Origin of the sequence: Wielerella bovis (assembly GCF_022354465.1) — a bacterium.
Lineage (GTDB): Bacteria > Pseudomonadota > Gammaproteobacteria > Burkholderiales > Neisseriaceae > Wielerella > Wielerella bovis.
This window is the reverse complement of sequence record NZ_CP092361.1, coordinates 1,021,348-1,041,723: the sequence shown is the minus strand read 5'-3', so window position 1 is coordinate 1,041,723 and position 20,376 is coordinate 1,021,348. Positions and strand designations below refer to the sequence as shown.

At 43.8% G+C, this 20,376-nt stretch carries 19 protein-coding genes; 13 read left to right on the top strand and 6 right to left on the bottom strand.

The features are described from left to right. The first annotated feature begins 139 nt into the window (after positions 1-139). Both MIS45_RS05135 and MIS45_RS05130 read left to right on the top strand, forming a co-directional pair. Complete coding sequence (locus tag MIS45_RS05135; protein WP_249446456.1) at positions 140-1,447, top strand: homoserine dehydrogenase; 1,308 nt, start codon at positions 140-142, stop codon at positions 1,445-1,447. Continuing rightward, positions 1,440-1,868 carry a hypothetical protein gene (locus tag MIS45_RS05130; RefSeq protein ID WP_249451244.1) on the top strand — a complete coding sequence of 143 codons (429 nt, stop codon included), beginning with the start codon at positions 1,440-1,442 and terminating at the stop codon, positions 1,866-1,868. The genes MIS45_RS05135 and MIS45_RS05130 overlap by 8 nt, the downstream gene beginning before the upstream one ends. Positions 1,869-2,074: 206 nt before the next feature. Here the strand turns inward: MIS45_RS05130 and MIS45_RS05125 are convergent, their stop codons facing one another. The 3 genes from MIS45_RS05125 to MIS45_RS05115 all read right to left on the bottom strand — a co-directional run bounded on the left by MIS45_RS05125 (position 2,075) and on the right by MIS45_RS05115 (position 5,320). Then, positions 2,075-3,241, bottom strand: a complete 1,167-nt coding sequence (locus tag MIS45_RS05125; protein WP_249451243.1) for an NAD(P)H-dependent flavin oxidoreductase — start codon at positions 3,239-3,241, stop codon at positions 2,075-2,077. A 240-nt stretch (positions 3,242-3,481) separates the two neighbouring features. Then, the gene (locus MIS45_RS05120) at positions 3,482-4,381 is read right to left on the bottom strand and encodes an ADP-ribosylglycohydrolase family protein (protein WP_249451242.1); all 900 of its coding nucleotides are present in this window, start codon (positions 4,379-4,381) and stop codon (positions 3,482-3,484) included. A gap of 33 nt (positions 4,382-4,414) precedes the next feature. Next, the gene (locus tag MIS45_RS05115; RefSeq protein ID WP_249451241.1) at positions 4,415-5,320 is read right to left on the bottom strand and encodes an AAA family ATPase; all 906 of its coding nucleotides are present in this window, start codon (positions 5,318-5,320) and stop codon (positions 4,415-4,417) included. Positions 5,321-5,609: 289 nt separating this feature from the next. Between MIS45_RS05115 and trpB the strand changes: the two genes are divergently transcribed. From trpB to MIS45_RS05065, 10 genes are all read left to right on the top strand, one after another. Continuing rightward, complete coding sequence (trpB, locus tag MIS45_RS05110) at positions 5,610-6,818, top strand: tryptophan synthase subunit beta (protein ID WP_249451240.1); 1,209 nt, start codon at positions 5,610-5,612, stop codon at positions 6,816-6,818. Between the two features lie 76 nt (positions 6,819-6,894). Beyond that, positions 6,895-7,215 (top strand): hypothetical protein, encoded by a 321-nt coding sequence (locus MIS45_RS05105; RefSeq protein ID WP_249451239.1) that lies wholly within the window; start codon positions 6,895-6,897, stop codon positions 7,213-7,215. Positions 7,216-7,259: 44 nt separating this feature from the next. After that, the gene (locus MIS45_RS05100) at positions 7,260-7,766 is read left to right on the top strand and encodes a hypothetical protein (RefSeq protein WP_249451238.1); all 507 of its coding nucleotides are present in this window, start codon (positions 7,260-7,262) and stop codon (positions 7,764-7,766) included. After that, positions 7,759-8,022 (top strand): hypothetical protein, encoded by a 264-nt coding sequence (locus tag MIS45_RS05095; RefSeq protein WP_249451237.1) that lies wholly within the window; start codon positions 7,759-7,761, stop codon positions 8,020-8,022. The genes MIS45_RS05100 and MIS45_RS05095 overlap by 8 nt, the downstream gene beginning before the upstream one ends. 255 nt (positions 8,023-8,277) lie before the next feature. Next, positions 8,278-9,285, top strand: a complete 1,008-nt coding sequence (gene dusB / locus MIS45_RS05090; protein ID WP_249451236.1) for a tRNA dihydrouridine synthase DusB — start codon at positions 8,278-8,280, stop codon at positions 9,283-9,285. A gap of 272 nt (positions 9,286-9,557) precedes the next feature. Further along, positions 9,558-10,556, top strand: a complete 999-nt coding sequence (gene pseB, locus MIS45_RS05085; protein WP_249443483.1) for a UDP-N-acetylglucosamine 4,6-dehydratase (inverting) — start codon at positions 9,558-9,560, stop codon at positions 10,554-10,556. Between the two features lie 101 nt (positions 10,557-10,657). Then, positions 10,658-11,323, top strand: a complete 666-nt coding sequence (locus MIS45_RS05080) for a hypothetical protein (protein WP_249444951.1) — start codon at positions 10,658-10,660, stop codon at positions 11,321-11,323. 147 nt (positions 11,324-11,470) lie between these two features. Next, a complete protein-coding gene (purM, locus tag MIS45_RS05075; RefSeq protein WP_249451235.1) occupies positions 11,471-12,508 on the top strand; it encodes a phosphoribosylformylglycinamidine cyclo-ligase in 1,038 nt (345 codons plus the stop codon). 69 nt (positions 12,509-12,577) lie between these two features. Beyond that, positions 12,578-13,021 carry a DUF2515 family protein gene (locus MIS45_RS05070; RefSeq protein WP_249451234.1) on the top strand — a complete coding sequence of 148 codons (444 nt, stop codon included), beginning with the start codon at positions 12,578-12,580 and terminating at the stop codon, positions 13,019-13,021. A gap of 97 nt (positions 13,022-13,118) precedes the next feature. Next, positions 13,119-13,940 (top strand): hypothetical protein, encoded by an 822-nt coding sequence (locus MIS45_RS05065; RefSeq protein WP_249451233.1) that lies wholly within the window; start codon positions 13,119-13,121, stop codon positions 13,938-13,940. A gap of 23 nt (positions 13,941-13,963) precedes the next feature. On the opposite strand, the gene MIS45_RS05060 is transcribed toward MIS45_RS05065, so the two are convergent. The 3 genes from MIS45_RS05060 to MIS45_RS05050 all read right to left on the bottom strand — a co-directional run bounded on the left by MIS45_RS05060 (position 13,964) and on the right by MIS45_RS05050 (position 15,934). Then, on the bottom strand, positions 13,964-14,839 hold the full coding sequence (locus MIS45_RS05060; protein ID WP_249451188.1) for an IS982 family transposase: 876 nt from the start codon (positions 14,837-14,839) through the stop codon (positions 13,964-13,966). A 257-nt stretch (positions 14,840-15,096) separates the two neighbouring features. Continuing rightward, on the bottom strand, positions 15,097-15,606 hold the full coding sequence (locus tag MIS45_RS05055) for an IS630 family transposase (protein ID WP_249447679.1): 510 nt from the start codon (positions 15,604-15,606) through the stop codon (positions 15,097-15,099). A gap of 25 nt (positions 15,607-15,631) precedes the next feature. Next, positions 15,632-15,934, bottom strand: coding sequence for an IS630 transposase-related protein (locus MIS45_RS05050; protein WP_249441922.1), 303 nt, complete (start codon positions 15,932-15,934; stop codon positions 15,632-15,634). Between the two features lie 319 nt (positions 15,935-16,253). Here MIS45_RS05050 and MIS45_RS05045 point away from each other — a divergent pair, with 319 nt between their 5' ends. Beyond that, entirely contained in the window at positions 16,254-20,093 is a 3,840-nt protein-coding gene (locus MIS45_RS05045; RefSeq protein WP_249451232.1) for a DUF3683 domain-containing protein, read from the top strand. Positions 20,094-20,376 lie beyond the last annotated feature (283 nt).

Sequence of the window (20,376 nt, the reverse complement as noted above, 5' to 3'; positions counted from 1 at the left end):
TTATGTTAAAAACTTTATTTTCAGGCTGCCTTGTATCATAAATGCAGCCTGAAAATACAAAATTTCGTGCAGAATATGGCAAAATCGGTTAGCATTTAGCTGAAATTGAGCAAGTGTTTATTTTAAATAGGAAGACAAAATGAAAGCTGTGAATATTGGGATTTTAGGTTTGGGAACGGTTGGTGGTGGTACTGCCAAAGTGTTACAAGACAATGCGGAGGAAATAAAGCGACGCTTGGGACGCGAAGTACGCATATCGGCGGTGTGTACCCGAAATGCTGTTCGTGTGAAACAACTGTGTCCACAAGCTGTGGTGGTTACGGAACCTACTGATTTGGTTAATCGTGATGATGTGGATATTGTGGTGGAATTATACGGTGGGACAAGTGTTGCCAAAGATGCTGTATTGCAAGCGATTGGAAATGGCAAGCATGTTGTAACTGCCAATAAAAAATTATTAGCAGAATATGGTAATGAGATTTTTGCGTTAGCAGAACAAAAAAATGTCATGGTATATTTTGAAGCAGCGGTAGCAGGCGGGATTCCCATCATCAAAACTTTGCGCGAGGGTTTGGCGGCAAACCAAATTCAATCTATCGCAGGCATTATTAATGGTACCAGCAACTTTATCTTGACCGAGATGCGTGAAAAAGGAGCAACATTTGCTGATGTACTGAAACAAGCACAGGATTTGGGTTATGCAGAAGCTGACCCGACTTTTGATATTGAAGGACATGATGCAGGGCATAAAATTACGATTATGTCAGCTTTGGCATTTGGTACGCCTGTTAATTTTGATGCTTGTTATTTGGAAGGCATTAGTAAATTGGAAAGCCGTGATATTAAATATGCGGAAGAATTGGGTTATCGTATCAAATTATTGGGCATTACACGCCGTACTGAAAAAGGCATTGAATTACGCGTGCATCCAACATTGCTGCCTGAAAGTCGTTTGTTAGCAAATGTTAATGGCGTTATGAATGCAGTGCGTGTGAATGCGGATATGGTGGGCGAAACTTTGTATTATGGTGCAGGCGCAGGTTCACTGCCAACCGCGAGTGCCGTAGTGGCAGATATTATTGATATTTGTCGTATTATGGGTGCAGATAGTGATAATCGTGTTCCACATTTGGCATTCCAACCTTCGCAAGTCAAAGAATTGCATTTTTTGAGTATTGATGAAATTACCAGCAGTTATTATTTGCGTGTACAAGCACTTGACCAAGCTGGTGTTTTGGGAAATATTGCAACATTATTGGCGCAACAAAATATTTCTATTGAAGCCTTAATCCAAAAAAGTGTTATGGACGACCAACATGCAGAAATGGTGATTTTGACACATCATACGGTGGAAAAAAACATCAAACAGGCGATTCGGGCGATTGAACAAATTCCAATGGTTACTGCACCTGTAACGATGATACGCATGGAGAGCCTAAATGGCTGATGTAGAAAAAGAAGATATGCAGCCTGAAAATGCAGCACAAATTGAACACAGTCGCAAAAAACGGCGTACGATAATCATTTGGTTGCGTGTGATAGCATTGTTATTTGCCTTGTTTTTCCTATTGAGCCAATGCGGTATGAGTAAACCCAAAGCGAAAGCGATGATTGTAGAAAGTTGTATCAAAAATGTGCCATTTGCGGAAAAATGGCAGCAAGATTTGGCACAACTCAGCCTGAAAGATGACAATGGCAAATTGGTTGCACAATATTGTGTATGTATGTGGGACGAGCCATTGCAAAAATTGTCAGCAAAGCAAATTCAATCTTTTTCCAAAATCTCGCCACAAGAGCAGTTGGCGTTATTGGGTGGAGAACAAGCATTTGTGGAACGTGATAGACAATGCGTTGCAAATTTGAAGTAGTCTTTCAGGCTGCATTTTATAGTGGATTCACTAAATCAGGACAAGACGACAGCAACCGCCGTGTACACCGAGTACATAGAGAGCTGGCAACGCTATACTGGTTTAAATTGAATTCACTATATAAATTGAATCCACTATATTTTAATTTCAAACAACTATAATAAGGCAGCCTGAAACTATTTTCAGGCTGCCTTATCTTGATAGCATTACTTTATTAAACTCAATTTTCCTGTTAATAGATATTCTATTGTTTCACGCACTGATTTAATTGCCGTACCAAATGGAAGTGGGTCTTTACCACGGAAAAACAAACCCTTATCCACTTCGCCACGAAACGCTTCCGCCAATTTCAAATCAATACAAAACTGCCCCGCATTGGGCAAACCATCGCGCAAACCGCAAGTCGTCAAACAATTAATGCCTTGCGTGCAACGGCGCGGGTCGGCTTTCGCATTGGCTTGCAATTTGTCTTCGCGCTTGATGTAGCTGGACAAAAACCGTGTGGACACACCACGCGCAGGCAAACCCGCCACCGACATAAATTCCACCACTTGCTCGCGCTCTGCGCCAGCCAGCGTGTTTTTGAAATTGATGTGTGCATCACCTTCTTTGGTTACCGCAAACGCTGTGCCAACTTGCACCGCATTCGCGCCCCATTCACGCAAAGCCGTTGAAACTTTTTGGAAATTCGCCATGCCACCAGCCAAAATCAGGGGGATTTTTTCGCGTTCCAAATCCAATTGTTTAAACAATTCAAAGGTTTCTTCTAAAACACGTTTGAAATCAAATTTTTCATTGTTCACGCCTGCCACCGTCGCCGCGCCCAAATGTCCTGCGGCGTGGGCTGGGTGTTCAATCACGATGGCATCGGGCAACACGCCTTTTTTCATCCAGCGTTTCAATACAATACCAATACCGCGCGATTCCGACAAAATCGGAAACAACGCCACATTTTTGCGGTGTTCGCCCACCAATTCAGGCAAATCCAAAGGCAAACCTGCACCCATCACAATCGCGTCCGCGCCCGATTCACAGGCTTGGCGCACGAGTGCGGCGTGGTCTTTCACGGCTTTCATCACGTTTACGGCAATCATACCACGCCCTTCGCTTTTTTCTTTGGCAGCCTGAATTTCGCGGTCAAGCGCGATTAAATTCAGGCGCGTGTATTTTTCTTCGGTGGGGTTGATTTTGCTTTCTGCCAACAAATCTTCGTGCAAATGGCGCAAATCCACGCTGGCAATGGTGCCAATGCCGTTTTCACGCGCCACTGCGCTAGATAAACTGGACGCAGAAATACCCACGCCCATACCGCCTTGCACAATGGGAATGAGTTCTTTGTTGCGAATGGTTAGCGTGTTGAAAGGAATGTGCATGATGAAACCTTAATGATGTTATATTCTAGGTATTATACTCTATTTTTACTCTAGATTAAAATATCTACTCTAAAATTTTTACATTTTAATACAACTTCATGATGCACTCACTGATACTTTTTCAGGCAGCCTGAAAAAATAAACTCAATCCAATCAATACGGCGGCAACAATCGCCGCAAACCATGTGCCAACACAATCACCACAAACACCGCATTTCGCAATATTGTCCGTACGCCGCCCTATCGCACAGTTTTTTCAGGCTGCCTTGTTTGGGCAACGCGTGCCGCTTGCGTGGCTAATTGTTCAAAAAAATCAGGGCGTAACACAGGTTCACACCATGCGCCCGCCATTTCGTCAAACAGGGTTGCGCCGTGTTTGCCACCGACCACGCCTGCAAATAGGGCGCAAGTGTCGGTGTCGCCACCGCATTCGCATAAAAAATCCAATCCTGCCAATGGATTATCCCGAAATTGTCGCCACGCCTGAAACACCGCCGCCACCGTGTGATAGGCGTAACCCGTAATGCCGTGTTTGGGGTCGGGCTGGTAGGCGTGAATGTGCGCCCACAAATCGGCGTGAACGCGCTCGCCCAGCCACGCCCATTTTTGTTCAACTGATTGATTGGACAAATAATATTCTGCGTGCGCCAACAATGCCAACGCATACGCGGCGTGTTCCGCTTGCGGGTCACGGTGGGTGGTGGCGGTGCTGATGTGGACTAATTCGGCTAACTGATTGACATCATTGCACAAAATACCCAAAATGAGCGCGCGCATCGCCGCACCATTGCCTGCCGACCAAGTGCCTGTGTTTTGCAAACCCAAGCAGATTTTCAGGCAGCCTTTGAGCGTAGCCATGCCACAATTCGCGGGCAAAGCGAGCAGCCACCCACGCAATTGTCCGCGCAATTTGCGCCGAAACGCGCTGGGTTCGCCTGCGCTGGCGATGTAGGCTTGCACGGTCAAAACAGCGTGTTCGGTGTCGTCCGAAACCATGCCGCCGTGAATAAACGGCAGCAGCGCGTAACGGCGTGGGCGCAACCATTTTTTTGCGCGGAGCGGCGAGAGATTTTCATAGGGTAAACCGTAGGCATCGCCGACTGCTGTGGCGAGTAGGGTTTGGTAAAGGGTTGTTTTCATAGTGATTTAATTTTATTTCAGGCAGCCTGAAATTCACACCGCCACCTGTTCCAAAATTTCCGCCAAAACCTTGCTGCTGTTTTGCTGCTGTAAAGATTGTAAACGGTGGTTGCCGACCGACACCCAAACCGCTTTCACGTCTTCGGGCAAGACAAAATCGCGTCCGTCCAAAAACGCCCACGCTTTTGCCGCATTCGCCACCGCCAAACCCGCGCGTGGACTCAAACCCAGCGCAAATCGCCCCGCTTGGCGCGTCGCCGCCACCAAACGGTAAATATACGCCGCCACCGCTTCGGACACGGTAACTTGCTGCACTTGCGCTTGCCATTGCGCCAAAATTTCGGGAGAGCCAATCGCTTGAATTTTGGGGACTAATTGGCGGCGGTCGCCCATGTGGTACAACATTTTTTCTGCTTCTTCAACAGGATAACCCATGCTCAAGCGCATCATAAAGCGGTCAAGCTGACTTTCGGGCAAGGGGAATGTGCCAAGCTGCTCCGATGGATTTTGCGTTGCCACCACCAAAAATGGTTGCGGCAGACGATAAGTTTTGCCGTCCACCGACACTTGCCCTTCTTCCATCGCTTCCAACAGCGCGGATTGCACTTTGGGCGAAGCGCGGTTAATCTCGTCCGCCAACACAAATTGGTTGAACACAGGACCGGGGTGAAATTTAAACGCCGCTTCATTCGGCGCAAACACGTTTACGCCCAACAAATCGGCAGGCAGCATATCATTGGTAAATTGCACGCGCTGATAATGCAAACCCAGCACCGCCGCCAAACTGCTTGCCAATGTGGTTTTGCCCACCCCTGGTACGTCTTCCAGTAAAACGTGTCCGCCCGCTAAAATACAAGTAATTAATTGTTTTAGAACGGATTCTTTTCCTAAAATAATGGTATTAAGTTGTTTAAATAAGGGGGTAAATTCAGTATTCATTTTGTTCCTTGTTTTCAAATTGTGATGGATGTTTCAGGCTGCCTGAAATGAAATTTTGTATTAATCAAATAATAACGATATATTTTGTTGCACTATTTTTTATGATAATAATGAAAATATAAATTTTAACAAAAATTAGGCAGCCTGAAATGCGTTTTCAGGCTGCCTTTGTGATACTATCAATAAATCAATCATTCAGATGTAAAATTGCAATATTCAAGCATTCTGAAAGTGCTAGGTTTCAACGAAGTTAAAACTATTTTCTACAAAAATCAGAAAGGAAATCCCAATGTCTCACACCAATTATCAAGCCCCCGACCAAAACGGCTTTTTCGGCGAACACGGCGGCGTGTACGTTGCCGAAACCCTTATCCCAGCCTTGCAAGAACTCGCGCAAGCCTATCAAGAAGCCAAACAAGACCCCGAATTTTGGGCAGAATTTCATCGTGATTTGGCGAATTATGTGGGTCGCCCCAGTCCCGTTTACCACGCGGCAAGGCTGTCTGAAAAACTCGGTGGCGCACAAATTTGGCTCAAACGCGAAGATTTAAATCACACAGGCGCGCACAAAGTGAACAACACCATCGGTCAAGCCCTGCTCGCCAAACGCATGGGCAAAAAGCGCGTTATCGCCGAAACAGGCGCAGGACAACACGGCGTAGCAAGTGCAACGGTAGCGGCGCGTTTTGGCATGGAATGCCACGTTTATATGGGTGCGGACGACATCCAACGCCAAGCACCCAACGTGTTCCGCATGAAATTGCTCGGTGCAAATGTGGTGAGCGTATCAAGTGGAAGCCGCACACTCAAAGACGCGATGAACGAAGCCATGCGCGAATGGGTGGCTCGCGTGGACGACACCTTCTACATCATCGGCACGGCAGCAGGTCCTGCGCCCTATCCCGAAATGGTGCGCGATTTCCAATGTGTCATCGGCAACGAGGCGAAAGAACAAATGCAAGCCGCCATCGGCAGACAGCCTGATGTGGCAGTAGCGTGTGTGGGCGGCGGTTCAAATGCGATTGGCTTATTTTACCCATATATTTCAGAAACTTCGGTGCGATTGGTGGGTGTGGAAGCGGGCGGACACGGTGTCCACACGCCCGACCATGCCGCGCCCATCACATCGGGCGCACCGATTGGCGTGTTACACGGTTTCCGCAGCTATTTAATGCAAGACGAAAACGGACAAATTTTGGGAACGCATTCGGTTTCCGCAGGTTTGGATTACCCCGGAATTGGACCCGAACACAGCCATTTGCACGATTTAAAACGCGTGGAATATCATGCCGCCAATGACGAAGCCGCTTTACAAGCCTTTGATTTATTGTGCCAATATGAAGGCATTATTCCTGCACTGGAAAGCTCGCACGCGCTGGCGTGGGCGGTGGAAAACGCGCCAAAAATGGGCAAAGACCAAGTGATTTTGGTGAATTTGTCGGGGCGTGGCGATAAGGATATTAATACTGTTGCGAAATTGAAAAATATTGAGTTGTAAAGGTTTTCAGGCAGCCTGAAAGGGGAAAATTCCGTTTTCAGGCTGCCTGAAATCCATTTTTACGAAAGGAAAAGCCATGAATAAAATACAAAAAATCGCTTGCTTGATTGGCATGATGGTTTTGTTGAATGCGAATGCGTTGGCATATGCTAGTTTATCGGCTGAAATCATCATTTATGGTGTGTTGATACTTGCTTTTATATACTTTATTCTTATGCCTTATGTGGGCATGCACTTATCGTGTTGGATTTATGGTATTGTTAAATTTATTTTTAAAAGAAAAATAGATAAGTGGAATAGGAATTTAATTATTTTGGATATTCCCATGTTTTTTTGTGCTTTTTATTTAACGAGTATTACATTAAACCCCAAATCCGTGAACGGGCAAAAAGTTTAAGCTACATCACACTATCCCAACCACAAACCATTTCAGGCATAACCATGCCAGCAGGAACAAAAATTGAAACAGATTTTGATTACTACAGAAAGCAGCCTGAACCTGAAAAATTTAGATATGCCTCGTTTCCGCAAGCAATTATGTGGAATAATCTTCCCATTACGCGCTTAAACAAGAATTTACCCAAAATGGAAGTGAGGTCGGAAAAATATGTGGCTATTGGAAATTGGATTTGTGATAACTCATATGATATTACTTTTAAACTTTTACCGATTTATGATGGAAAACGATTAAATAATGAAAATTTTGAGCAATTATTTTATTTAAATGAGTGTTTTTTAGAACGAGGGCAAACTGTATTCTTACCCAGTTTAGGGATAAACTTTACCTTAAGCAATCGCAGTTTAAAACGTACAGAAGATAAATTTCGTGATGTAGAACAAGGTTTTTGGTTCATTCATGCTAATCGCTATGATATTATTAAAGCCACGATAAAAATGGATTTTGATGGATTTGATTTGGTGGTAGACAGCAAAAAAAACTGTGCATAACTTTTTAATTGAATTAAATGATTCCCCTGAAAAACATTGCGGTTTACCGAAAAATACTTTGCTGGGGTGGCGCAAATCGCAGCCCAAAACCATTTTGGTTGTTACTTATCCCACACAAAATGTCCCCCAAACGTGTTGGGACAGGAAATTACAGAAAGTTTCGGTAGATGAAATGCGCGATGCGCTACCACAACAGGACGGTTGGTCTTTGAATATGGCAAAACATCACTTTGAATCTCAATCAACACAGCCATAAATTGCGTTTCAGGCAGCCTGAAACCTTTGCAAGAATCCAAAAATTTGATATTTAAAAATTTTAATTTTTTTGAATTTTAAGAAATTTATTTTTCAAAAAAGTTCAAAAAATAGGGTTTTGCAAAGGTTTCAAGTTGCCTATTTATTGATTACAAAATCATACCAGCGGACAATCATCTTAATTCTAAATTAAAATGATATAAATATGGTGCAATAAAAACACTGTTACTCAAAAATAAAAATACCAAATAACTATATGAAAAACAAAGAATTAATTGAAAAAATTAAGAATGTTAAATTAGCCCTTGCGCCGATGGCAGGTATTACTGATTTGCCCTTTCGTCAAATCGCCAGACAATTTGGTGCAGACTGGGCAACCTGCGAAATGGTTACCGATAATCCCAGTATGCAGCACACACGCAAAACTCTGCATCGTCAAAATCACGCAGGGGAAAATGGCGTGGTTGTGGCACAAATTGCGGGCAGCGACCCTGAACAATTAGCATCGGCTGCACAATACAATGTGGCATTAGGCGCACAAGTGATTGATATCAATATGGGTTGCCCAGTCAAAAAAGTATGCAATGTATTATCTGGAAGTGCATTGCTGCAAAATGAACCTTTGGTGAAAAAAATTTTGCAAACAGTGGTGCAAGCGGTAGATGTGCCTGTTACCTTAAAAACACGTTTGGGTTGGGACGATGAGCATAAAAATATTTTAACCATCGCACAAATGGCACAAAATGCTGGCATTGCAGCTTTGGCGATACATGGACGCACACGGGCGCAAATGTATCGTGGCGAGGCAAATTATGATTTGATTGGCGAAGTTAAACGCAATTTGAATATTCCCGTATGGGCAAATGGCGATATCGTATCGCCCGAAAAAGCAGCAGCAGTTTTGGCGCAAACAGGGGTAGATGCTTTGATGATTGGTCGTGGTGCGCAAGGACAACCGTGGATTTTTGCCGATATTCAGCATTATTTGCAGCATGGCACAATGCCGCCACCCATGCGTTTTCAGGCTGCCTCCAAAATTGCATTGGGACATTTAGCAGCAATTCACGCGTTTTATGGTGCCAAAAGTGGCGTGCGTATTGCACGAAAACACATTGGCTGGTATCTGGCACGGCAGCCTGAAAGCGAGTCTGTCCGCCAATCTATTAATCAGATTGAGGATGCGGAACAACAATATGATATGTTAGCGGATTTTTTTGAAAAACGTGCGATAGAACAAGAATATTGGTGTCGTGATTATGGGTAAAGTACAGCAGTTTAGATTGATAGTCGTTCAAAATTTTAATAGAAAATACCGCGTTGCCCACCTCTCGTACGATTTGTACACGGCAACCACTGTTATTTTGTCTTATTTTTATTTTAACCGACTATAACATGAATTAAGACAAGGTATGAAGTACCTGATTAATATATAAGGCAGCCTGAAAATATACTTGAGATAACACGATGTATTTTCAAAGCTCATTTCGCACAACACTGCTATAATATCGCCTTTTTTATTTGACCATATTGCCCATCATGTTACACAACTCCACTATTCTCATCACAGGCGGCACAGGCTCGTTTGGTAACACTTTTGTTCCTATGACTTTGGCAAAATACACTCCCAAGAAAATCATTATTTTTTCACGCGATGAAATGAAACAATGGGATATGGCAAAAAAATTTGAAGGCGACAAACGTGTCCGCTTTTTCATTGGCGATGTGCGCGACAAAGACCGCCTGTATCGCGCTTTGGACGGTGTGGATTATGTCGTCCACGCCGCCGCCACCAAAATCGTGCCAACCGCCGAATACAACCCCTTTGAATGTGTCAAAACCAACATCAATGGCGCGATGAATCTGATTGATGCTTGCATAGACAAAGGCGTGAAAAAAGTGGTCGCGCTGTCCACCGACAAAGCCAGCAGCCCCGTGAATTTGTATGGCGCAACGAAACTGGCTTCCGATAAATTGTTTGTCGCTGGCAATGCTTATTCGGGCGAACACGGTACGCGTTTTGCGGTGGTGCGCTATGGTAATGTGATGGGGTCGCGCGGTTCTGTTATTCCATTTTTCTTGTCCATCAAAGATAAAGGCGTTTTGCCGATTACCGACAACCGTATGACGCGCTTTATGATTTCGCTAGAACAGGGTGTGGAATTGGTTTGGCATGCGTTTGATGATATGGTGGGCGGCGAAATTTATGTGAAAAAAATCCCGTCCATGACCATTGGCGATTTAGCGACGGCGGTCGCACCTGAATGTCGCCACGAAATCATCGGCATACGCGCTGGCGAAAAATTGCACGAACAAATGATTAGCGCGGAAGATTCCTTCAACACCTACGAATACCCTGAACATTTTAAGATTTTGCCCGCAATCAATGGTTGGAGCGACAGCCCCGAACGCATTAAAGATGGTGTAAAAGTTCCCGAAGGCTTTGTTTACTCTAGCGATAATAACCGCGAATGGATGTCGGTGGAGGAATTGCGTGATTGGATTGCAAAAAATCAACACAAAATTGGTGCAATTTAAGTTCTCTGCGCTTTTCAGGCTGCCTTTATTTGTTATCAATCAATTAGGCAGCCTGAAACCTATTTCCACAATATTATTTATCACAGAAAGAAATAAACACTATGAATAAATCTTTAATTTTGATTTTAGCTACTGCACTAACTTTAACCGCTTGTGGTGGCGGTACGCAAAGCAGTGACAAAGACAGACAAATAGCTGAAAATCAAAAAGAAATTGAATTATTGAAACAGCAAGCTGAAATTCAACGTTTGCAAAATGAATTGAAACAACCACAAGCGGCTAGCGCATCCGATGCACAAGTATATCAACTGGTGGCATCAGAAGTTGCCAGCACCATTCCACAAGCAGCTCAAGCCAATGCCAAAGCAGGTGAAATCGTGCAAGGTACAGACGGACAACAATATACTTTTGACCCTGATACAGGCAGTTGGTTGTTATATGGCGCGATTGGCGCCGCTGCGGGTTATTTGGCAGCCAATGCAATGAATCAACGTAATGCAGCAAAGTATGCGCCAGTCAGCAAACCAACTGCAGCAGTTACGCGCGTACACAATGATTATCGTGCCAAATATCCAGAAGCACCGCGTGCCGCACCTAGTGCCAATAACCAACAACAAGGTACCAGCCCACGACAAGCGATTGCACCAACACAAAATAGTGCGACTCAAAAAAGTGCAACACCAAACTATCGCCCAAGCAATCAGGGATACAGTAATACTCGCCCTACTTCGCCGCAGCGCAGTTTTGGCGGTCGCCGTAAACGTTAATAATTGAATGATAAAATAAGGCAGCCTGAAAGCCTTTCAGGCTGCCTATCATCATAAAAATACTATCAAAAAACCGTAAATTTAAGTAAAATTCTCTTTTTTCAGGCAGCCTGAAACCCATTTTTTATCACATGATTGGAAAACACCATGACCCAAGAATCTTTAAGCTACCGCGACGCAGGCGTGGACATTGACGCTGGCGACCAACTCGTTGAAAACATCAAACCTTTCGCCAAACGCACCATGCGCTCCGAAGTGCTGGGCGATTTGGGCGGCTTTGGCGCGTTGGTGGAAATCAGCAAAAAATACGAAAACCCTGTTTTGGTGAGTGGCACGGACGGTGTTGGCACCAAATTGAAGCTGGCGTTTGAGTGGGACAAACACGACACGGTCGGCATTGATTTGGTGGCGATGAGCGTGAACGACATTTTGGTACAAGGCGCAGAACCATTGTTTTTCTTGGATTATTTTGCTTGCGGCAAATTGGACGTGGCGCGCGCCACCGATGTGATTAAAGGCATCGCGCAAGGTTGCGAAGAATCAGGCTGCGCCTTAATCGGTGGCGAAACGGCTGAAATGCCAAGTATGTACCCCGATGGCGAGTACGATTTGGCAGGTTTTGCTGTGGGCGTGGTGGAAAAATCGCAAGTCATCAACGGTCGCAATATCAAGGCGGGCGATGTGGTGTTGGGTTTGGCGAGCAATGGGGCGCATTCCAACGGCTATTCGCTGGTTCGCAAAATTTTGGCGCGCGATAATCCCGATTTGGACGCGCCTTTTGATGGTGACAAAACCTTGCGTCAAGCGATTATCGCGCCAACCCGTTTGTATGTGAAACCGATTTTGGCAGCCTTAAAAGAATTTGAAATCAAAGGCATGGCACACATCACAGGTGGCGGCATCACGGAAAACGTGCCGCGCGTGTTGCCTGAAAACTGCGTGGCGCAAATTGATGCAAAAGCGTGGGAATTGCCCAAATTATTCCAATGGTTGCAAAAAGGTGGCAATGTGGAAACGGCTGAAATGTACCGTACCTTCAACTGTGGTGTGGGCATGGTCGTGATTGTGTCGCCCGAAAACGCGGACAAAGCCGAAAAATTCTTGGCGGAACAAGGTGAAACGGTTTACCGCTTGGGCAAAATCCGCGAGCGCGTGGGCGATGAACACCAAACGCAAATCGCGTAAATCTTTTCAGGCTGCCTTTTTATTTAAAGGCAGCCTGAAACTTATAGACAATTTGTAGGTTGGGCATTTATGCCCGACATGATAACGGTATATTGTGTCGGGCATAAATGCCCGACCTACGGAAACTGGAATAAAAAGCCATTAATTGACGCTATGAAAAGAATGAGGCTTTTTAGTTTGTTTTCTCCTGATTTAAAATTAGTTTTAACTGAACAAGAAGATAGCAAAGACCCTAGATTTGTTAGTACCCCAAAAGATAAAGAGGTTGTAATGGAATTAGTTAGGCGAAATCTTGCGACACTCTCATCAAGTTATCAGCATGCACAATATATTCCAGGTAAAGTGGCAACGAACGAAAAATTTCGTGTTGAAGATGTAGAGCAAAGAATGGTATGGATTGTAGAAGCTGCCAAAAAATATCACGAATTGATGAATACTGATACTGATAAAATGTTGGCTTCATTAAATAAATTAGCGAATTGGTATTCTGATAAACTTACACCGAAATCATAGGTTTGGTATGAATTGGCTAAAAAACAATGGAATTATATTATTTAGTTTTTTATTTATTATGGTCATTTATGTACCATTTTTTATGAATACGGAGAACATGAAAATGTATGATGGTGTGAAAAAAATTTATTTGCGCGAAAATGAACAGAAAATGGCAAAAAGACTGAATGCCAGTTATGAACCCATTTATAGTGTAACGTTTATGAGTATACCGATGTACCATCGTATGCGTTTTGAGCATGGGCAATACAGTTTTATATTGCCTGAAAACAGCAAAATTCTGGCAACGAGCCAAGAGAAATTGGGTTTTGGTGTTACAAAATTGGATATTGATGCACCATTCTATCGTTCTTTTGAATCCAATGCCCATGAAATCACAAGAAATAAATTCTATCAATTTATACATGATTTACAAAAATTGGGTTGGAAAGAATATTATTATTGGGACTCGCCACGTTTAATTGGTACTCAAAAAACTTGGGAAAGGGAAATAAAGAAAGGTTATGGCATTTATTATGCCTCAATAGCTTATCAACCAACTTTAGAAGAATGGGAAAGTGTATTTAAAAATAATGTTACTACACTAGTTTATAAACTATATGCTGATGATATTATCTTGTTTATTAGTATAAAAGGGGAGCAAATGGCATTTCTGAGAGGTGAAGCTATTTATACAGTTAATTTAGTTTTTCAAGCGATGGAGCAAGAAATATACCGCGATGCTTGCGATTATGATGAAAAAAATAAAAATCATGCAGAAGCTGCATTATGGTTACCGAGTGTAGAAGAGTATTATATTCAAACTCAACAAAGCCGTATTGAAAAAGAAAGGAAATTGAAAAAGCAAGGTTTTTTAATTGATGAAAATTATAAAGATCCTTTACCAAAAATTTATTTAGATTATATTCGTTCTAAGTAACGCGAACTCGGGATAAGTCTTTCTTACTTCATTGGTAACAAAGACTTTTTTCCAAACATCATTGGCTTATAAGGAAACAGGCAATAGGCAGTCAAACCTGAAATCAAATTCAAGATAAAACCACGCTCCAAACGATGCCGAGTATGTTCAATTTGACACAAATTTTTCAGTTGCCCAAAAATGGTTTCTATAACACCACGTTTTTTAAGCAGCTTTTTCTGCTCACTTGTGTATTGTTTGGGTTTCATGCCTTTTTTGATACCCGTTAGTAAAGTAATGCCATATTTCTCTTTAAGCCAATCACTTAAATCTTTTCCAATATAGCCCCTATCCGCCACCAAAATGCCGAATAGGTGCTTTGCCATTTGTTTTAAACCTTGACGGTCATCCACATTGCCTGCGGTTAAGCAAAAATTGACCAGCTCACCCAAGTGGTTAAATACCGCATGCAATTTGAAACCGTAAAACCAGCCTGTACTGCTTTTGCCCCTTTGCGCGATGTTTTTAAACACTTTATGCGAGTGAATACGGCGATTGTGGCAAACCGACAAAGTGGTTGAATCCACCACACCTATACCTGTGCATTTGCCCATTTGGGTGGTTAAAAATACCAACATAGCAGGTAAGGCTCGTGTAGCCAGTTCCAAAAAGCGGTTGTAGCTGGGCATATTGGGGCAGTCTCGCTGCCAAATGGATTGGACTTGCCATTGGTAATAGGTTTTGAAATCACGCATGCGATATTGATGAAAAGCAATCAGTACGGTCATGATTTCTGCGGTACTGATACAACTTGGTCTATTACGAATTTTATTGTTTTTAATCAATTTGCTATTGAATTTGGGTTCAAATTCTTTGCAAAAATCATCAATTTGGCAGAAAAGTGCGGTAAGATAATCCATGTTAAAGGGCTTTCGTGATACTTGGTTGTGTGCAAACAATAGATTATCACGTTTGCCCTTTAATTTTTATGAAATTTCTTATCCCGAGTTCGCGTTAAACTAGTACAGCGTTGCCAGCTTCCTTATGTACTCGGTGTACACGGCGGTCGCTGTCGCCTTGTCCTGATTTAAATTGAATCCACTACAAAACAATTATTTGAAAAATATAGGATTCAAAAATCTAACCTACCATTTTAAGTTTTGTATAGATAAAGAAATTAAAATTCGGTACACAACCAAGTAAAATAAAAAAACAAAGAGTGAATGCAATCCAATAACCAATCTTGACGTAAATGTTTAATCCAAGCCCAAGTGTGCTCAATTAAATTCAAATCAGGACAGTATGGCGGTAACCATAAAATCACATGCCCTGATAAAACAATAAGCTCTTGAATGTCCTGGCGTTTGTGAAAAGTCGCATTATCCATAACCAAAACACTGTTAGGTGGTAATTGTGGCAGTAAAACGTTTTGAACCCATGAATAAAACACATCTGAATTGATGCTGAATTCATACAAACCCACTGCAATCAATTGATTTTGGTACAGTGCGCCAATGGCATTGGTTGTGTTTTTGATTTGCCAGTTGTGATTGCCATGACAAACTTGTCCTCTTGGCGCATAGGCATAAGGACGATAAGTTTGGTTTTTAAAACCACTTTCATCAATATAAACAATAGGACGTTTCTCTTGCTCATACTGTTGTTTTAATGAGAGAAATTGTTCAATTGTTTCGGGTTGAGCTTTGGGGTGTTTAAGAATCTTTTTTTTGAGTGATTTTTAGCCGTTTAAGTGCCACACCAATGGCTCTTTGTGAACAGTTAAAGCGAACAGCGCGTTCTCTTTGAAAATCATCAGGAAATTGTTCTACGTCTTTTCGCAATAATTCATCATTGATTTTATTGGTTCTTTTGGGGTAGGGTTTACGTTCAATGCATTTTTTCCATAGTTGAATGGTACTGCGACTGATGCCATATTCCGCTGCCAATTCACGGTAGCTGTAACCCGAATTTAATTTTTCTAAAATCATTTGGCGATAATCTTGTGAATAAGCCATAACTGTTCTCCTGTGTGTACCGTTTATTTAATTCTACACCTATAAAGGTTTTTGCTATTAAAAAATATGTGAAGCATATACCGTATATGCAAATACTGTTATAAAAAAGCAGCCTGAAAAATTTATATTTCTGTTTTCAGGCTGCCTATGAAAGATTATTTTACGTTAGAATGTATAGTGAATGATACTTAACCGAACGGAATTAGCCTCCCAACGTGCCTTGTCTCGTTAAATCTAATCATTTGCCCCATCTCATTTTCAGGCTGCCATCCAAATATAGTCTAAACCACATCAATGACAATAAACAAAGGAACGCATCATGACCGCCATAACGTATACACCAGACCAACGTATCCGCGAAATTCCCTACAACTACACATCTTATTCTGACAAAGAAATTATCAGCCGTTTATTGGGCGAACACGCATGGCAAATTTTGGAAACCTTGCGCCAACAACGCAAAACAGGACGTTCTGCGCGCATGTTGTTTGAAGTATTGGGTGATATTTGGGTGGTAATACGCAATCCATATTTAATTGATGATTTGCTAGAAAATCCCAAACGTCTGACCGCGTTGGTAGAAGCCATGCACCATCGTTTACAGGAAATCAACAAACGCCGTGATGATAATTCCGATGTTTTGAAATTGGTTCAGGCTGCCGAAAGTGCCGTAAACAGATTTGAACACAGTTTTGCTGCAACCAAACTCAAACGTGAACAAATCATGGCGCGTTTGTCCAAAATCACGAAAAAACACAACATCATGTTTGACGGCTTGGCGCGCGTTACCCACGTTACCGATGCGACCGACTGGCGCGTGGAATACCCCTTTGTTGTCATCAATCCCGATACCGAACAGGAAATCGCGCCACTTGTCCGCGCCCTGATTGAATTGGATTTGACCATTATCCCACGCGGTGGTGGCACAGGTTACACAGGCGGCGCAGTCCCATTAGACGCGATGTCTGCCGTCATCAACACAGAAAAATTGGACAAACACAATGGCGTGGAATACGTTGAACTGGCAGGTTTGGAAGGCAAACACCCGATTATCCATTGCGGCGCAGGTGTGGTAACGCGCCGCGTAGAAGAAACCGCGTCTGCCGCCAAACTCGTGTTTGCCGTAGACCCGACTTCCGCAGACGCATCGTGCGTGGGCGGCAACGTTGCCATGAACGCAGGCGGCAAAAAAGCCGTATTGTGGGGCACCGCTTTGGACAATCTCGCTTGGTGGAAAATGGTCAATGCACAAGGAGAATGGCTGAAAATTGAACGTGTTAAACACAATTTCGGCAAAATCCATGACGAAGAAGTCGCCCTGTTTGACGTACACACTTTGAAAGACGATGGCGAAACCATTGCCAAAACCGAGCGTTTGGAAATTTCAGGCAGCCTGTTCCGCAAAGTCGGTTTGGGCAAAGACGTTACCGACAAATTTTTGAGCGGTTTGCCAGCCGTGCAAAAAGAAGGCACGGACGGCATCATCACGAGTGTCGCATTCGTGTTGCACCGCATGCCCGCGCACATTCGCACCGTGTGTCTGGAATTTTTCGGCACGGTTGCCAACGCCACGCCGTCCATTGTGGAAATCCGCGATTATATGCTTTCACATCAAACGGTTAAATTGGCAGGTTTGGAACATTTGGATTGGCGATACGTCCGCGCGGTCGGTTACGCCACCAAAGCGGCTGGCAAAGGTCGCCCGAAAATGGTTTTGTTGGCGGATTTGGTTTCGGACGATGAAAATGAAGTCGTGGCAGCCTGCGAACACATCATCAAATTGGCAAACGCGCGTGATGGCGAAGGCTTCATTGCCGTGTCGCCCGAACAACGCAAAACATTCTGGTTAGACCGCAGCCGAACCGCCGCCATTGCGCGCCACACCAACGCCTTTAAAATCAACGAAGACGTGGTTATTCCATTGGAAAGATTGGGCGAATATTCGGACGGCATTGAACGCATCAACATTGAATTATCCATTCAAAACAAGCTGAAATTGTGTGCCGCCTTGTCCGATTATCTTTCAGGCAGCCTGCCCGTTGAACAACTGGACAGCGATTTGCCCAAACACGAATTATTGGGCGACCGCGCCAAACACGCGCTGGATTTTGTGCATGCGGTACAAGCACGTTGGCAATGGCTGTTGGACAATTTGGACGCGCCTTTGTCTGAATATTCAAAACGTTATCCCAAAGAAATCGTGGTTACGCCCGAAGCGGATTTTGCGGCAAGTTGCTTTATTGCATTCCGTGATTTCAGGCTGCGTGTGTCGGTCAAAGAAGACATCATGAAGCCTTTGGAAGACATTTTCAGCAGCCAAGCCGACACGAAAATCATGGCAGGTTTGGGCAAAATCCACGCCAAAACCGTGCGCGGTCGCGTGTTCGTTGCCCTGCACATGCACGCGGGCGACGGCAATGTTCACACCAATATCCCTGTTAATTCAGACGATTATGAAATGTTGCAAACGGCACATCATGCCGTTGCGCGGATTATGAAATTGGCACGCAGCCTGAACGGTGTGATTTCGGGCGAACACGGCATCGGCATCACCAAATTGGAGTTTATGACCGATGAAGAAATGCAGCCGTTTTGGGATTACAAACAACGCATTGACCCGAAAGGCAATTTCAATCGCGGCAAATTGATGAAAGGCGCGGATTTGCGTAACGCCTACACGCCATCGTTTGAATTATTGGGCTTTGAAAGCCTGATTATGGAACAATCGGCTTTGGGGCGGATTACCCATGCCGTGAAAGATTGTTTGCGTTGTGGCAAATGTAAACCCGTTTGCTCAACCCATGTTCCACGCGCCAACTTGTTGTATTCGCCAAGAAATAAAATTTTGGGCGTGGGTTTGCTTGCCGAAGCGTTTTTGTATGAAGAGCAAACGCGGCGCGGCGTGTCGCTGAAACATTTCCATGAATTAGGCAATATTGGCGACCATTGCACGGTGTGTCATCGTTGCGTGAAACCGTGTCCCGTGAAAATTGATTTTGGCGATGTAACGGTGGACATTCGCGCCTTTTTGAAAAAATCGGGCAAGGCGAAATTCAATCCTGCGGTGGCAGCAGGCATGGCTTTGCTCAACGCGAAAGACCCGACTGCGGTCAAAATCCTGCGTAAAGGCGTGGCGGAAACGGGCTTTAAATTGCAAAATTTGGGCTACGATTTGGCGCAAAAATTCAATGTGGGTGCGAATAAACAAAAAGCCGCCCCCAAAGCCACCACGCAAAAAGCGCATATTCAAGAACAAGTTGTGCATTTCATCAACCGACCTTTGCCGCGCCATGTGCCGTTGAAAACGTCTCGCGCCCTGCTGAATATTGAAGACAGCAAAACCATTCCGATTATTCGCAATCCGCAAGTGGGCGAAGATGCGGAAGCGGTGTTCTATTTCCCTGGTTGTGGTTCGGAAAAACTGTTTTCGCAAGTGGGTTTAGCCACGCAAGCGATGTTGTACCACGCAGGTGTGCAAACGGTGTTGCCGCCGAGCTATTTGTGTTGTGGTTATCCGCAAAATGCGGGTGGCGACAAAGACAAGGCCACACAAATGGTTACGGAAAACCGAGTGTTGTTCCATCGCATGGCGAACACCTTGAATTATTTGGACATTAAAACGATTGTCGTGAGTTGCGGAACGTGTTACGACTCATTGGCAGGTTATCGTTTTGAAGACATTTTCCCGAACAGCCGCATTGTGGACATTCACGAATTTTTGTTGGAAAAAGGCATTCAATTAGAAGGGGTTAAGGGGCAACAGTATTTGTACCACAACCCTTGCCATACGCCGATTAAGAGCATGGACGGCGCGAAATTGGCAAGTGCCTTAATGGGACAAAACGTGGTCAACAGCGACCGTTGTTGTGGCGAAAGCGGTATGTTTGCGGTGAAACGCCCCGACATCGCCACGCAAGTGAAATTCCGCAAACAGGAAGAAATCGCCAAAAATTTGAAGCAGTTGCCCGAAGGCGAACCTGTGAAAATGCTGACATCGTGTCCAGCGTGTTTGCAAGGTTTGAGCCGCTATTCGGACGACAATAATTTGCCTGCGGATTACATTGTGATTGAAATGGCGAAGAAAATTTTAGGCGAAAATTGGCAAAATGAATTTGTGGAAAAGGCGAATAATGGGGGGATTGAAAGGGTGATGTTGTAAAAATGGTAGATTGGGTTGCAAACCCAACATTGGGCGATAATGGCGCGTAATGTTGGGTCAAGACCCAAGCTACATTTTCAGGCTGCCTGAAAATCATGTAGCAATGAGTATTCGGTTTTTACGAAGTAAAATTTTTCGTGGTAAAATATCCGACATAATTAACATAAAGAATTGGGGTTTAATAACAATAGGTAGTACTGTCAAGAATGTCCTAAATCAGTATGGCATTACACCCAAAATTGCTTTTTCAACCGATAAATTGGAATTAGGAATGGAGGTTTCA